General features: G+C 40.8%; 2 protein-coding genes and 1 pseudogene. 1 reads left to right on the top strand and 2 read right to left on the bottom strand.

What is annotated here, in order from left to right; translation table 11 throughout:
• Nucleotides 1–211: hypothetical protein (locus ACGF7G_RS22165; RefSeq protein ID WP_387468435.1), on the top strand; the 211-nt coding region annotated here is incomplete at its 5' end.
• Nucleotides 212–341: 130 nt separating this feature from the next.
• Here the strand turns inward: ACGF7G_RS22165 and ACGF7G_RS22160 are convergent.
• Together ACGF7G_RS22160 and ACGF7G_RS22155 are read right to left on the bottom strand one after the other, a co-directional pair.
• Nucleotides 342–1706 carry a replicative DNA helicase gene (locus tag ACGF7G_RS22160; RefSeq protein ID WP_387468433.1) on the bottom strand — a complete coding sequence of 455 codons (1365 nt, stop codon included), beginning with the start codon at nt 1704–1706 and terminating at the stop codon, nt 342–344.
• Nucleotides 1703–1918: pseudogene (locus ACGF7G_RS22155) on the bottom strand (DNA replication protein); the annotation flags it as partial. The pseudogene ACGF7G_RS22155 and the gene ACGF7G_RS22160, both read right to left, overlap by 4 nt.

Genomic DNA, 1918 nt, shown 5'->3' with positions numbered 1-1918 from the left:
GTCTCTTTTAATATTTCCCATGCTTGAGATTTATTTGATTCGTGAAAACAAAAATCAGCTTCCATTTATCCCCCATTATTTATTTTCCATGCTGCTTCTGATTCTTCTAGCGTTAGATATGATTGGCTTTCATTTTGACAGCGCAAGCATTTATGATAATGCCACCTGCCTTTACTTCTATCGTTGTAATCACGTAATACCCAGCAATTGATAGCTCTGCCGCCGCACTTACAGGGTAGAAATGTTCTTTCTTCACTCATCGTTATTCACTCTCTTTTTCCAGTCTATATTTGTGTCACTGCATTTAATCCAGTTCATATTAAAAGTCATTCCTGTAGGGTTTAACATTCGATTTCATTTTGATAGCTTTCTGATTTTATTCTTGATAAGTCGGCTGGATCTAATCCTGAGACTGAATTAGTAAAGTAATAGGTTTTTTCTGCGCCCGGTGCATGACGCGATTTAGTGCAAATGATTTCTGTAATACCTTTCATTTCAGTATGCTGATTATATTTCTCATCCCGGTAAACCATCATAATTACATCAGCTTCTTGCTCAATAACGCCCGATTCTCTTAAGTCAGCGTTAACTGGACGCTTATTTGTTCTCTGCTCAAGATTCCTGTTTAGCTGAGAAAGTGCAATAACCGGGCATCTCAGTTCTTTGGCCAGATTTTTCAGCCCAGTAGCTATTTCACCGACTGATTGATTCATATTGTCAGTGTTTGACATTTTCATTTTTTGGAGATAATCGACAACAACAACACCAAGGCCACCAAGCTGCTTATGCATCCTGCGAGCCTCAGCCCTGATTTGATGAACGCTGAGTGATGTTTTATCGTTGATGTAAATTGGGGCTTGCTGTATCTCTGACAGAGCATGTGATAGTTTACCCCAAGCCTCATCCATATTGCCGTTATAACCTAAAAGCTGCTCTTTCTTGACTCTGGCCCGATGATAAGCAATGCGTTCTGAAATTTGTTCAATAGGCATTTCCAGACTGAAAAATAAAACCGGCTTCTTGTTTTTCAGTGCTACAGTTTCAGTCACCGTTGTACTGAACATGGTTTTACCCATGCCGGGACGACCGCCGATAACAATAAAATCTGTGTTGTTAAAACCACCGAAAGCCTCATCAATATCAGCCAGCCCAAGCTCCGTTTTGTACTTCCAGATATCACCGCTTAATATCGATTCGATGGTTTCAATAGATATCTCAACACCGGCCATTATGTGATGAGTACCATTGTCCTGAGTCACTTCAATGCTGCTGATTTCTGATTGTATACTGCCGATAACATCCTGAATTGAAGTTGCTCCAGGTTCATTCATTTTGGTTATACTGCAATTAAGAACATCAAGAACGCGTCTTGCCATTGCCAGTTCTTTAAGTTTTTCAGTGTAAATAGGGAGGTTTCTGACGCTTGGCGTGTTCTTCTGACACTCCGCCAAATAAGCAAAACCACCCGTTTTATTTGAATCGCCACACTGTTCAAGCTCACTATTGAGCATGATAAGATCAAACTTACTACCAGCAGTGTTTAATCGCTTTAACGCTCTCAAAATGAAACGATGAGCTGATGATGTTAAATCATGCTCCTGCAACCCCTCCACGGCATCTATCGCCATATCTGAGAACTCATCACCGGCGCTGATTATCGATCCAATAACACTCTGCTCCGCGTAAAGATCTGAAAATTTACTCATGCTAAGACTCCGTTTTTCTTGTTAAGATATTCTCGCTTGGCTTGCTCATAGACCTGTGACCAGTTTTCCGGTTTCAATATCCAATCCAATGTTAACCAAGGCTTTTCTGCCAAATTCTGAAATAGTGATGATTGGCTTATCAGGTCAAAACAGGTCGCCATGTGCTGAATCTCTCGCCAGCTACCCTTGTTAGTTTTCCCGCTCCATACCGT

Origin of the sequence: Photorhabdus sp. RM323S (assembly GCF_042879375.1) — a bacterium.
Lineage (GTDB): Bacteria > Pseudomonadota > Gammaproteobacteria > Enterobacterales > Enterobacteriaceae > Photorhabdus > Photorhabdus tasmaniensis.
This window is presented reverse-complemented; position numbering and strand designations above follow the sequence as displayed.

What these genes read in the sequence shown, in the direction of transcription:
- ACGF7G_RS22160 (WP_387468433.1), bottom strand. Translation starts at nt 1,706, where the DNA reads ATGAGTAAATTTTCAGATCTTTACGCGGAGCAGAGTGTTATTGGATCG.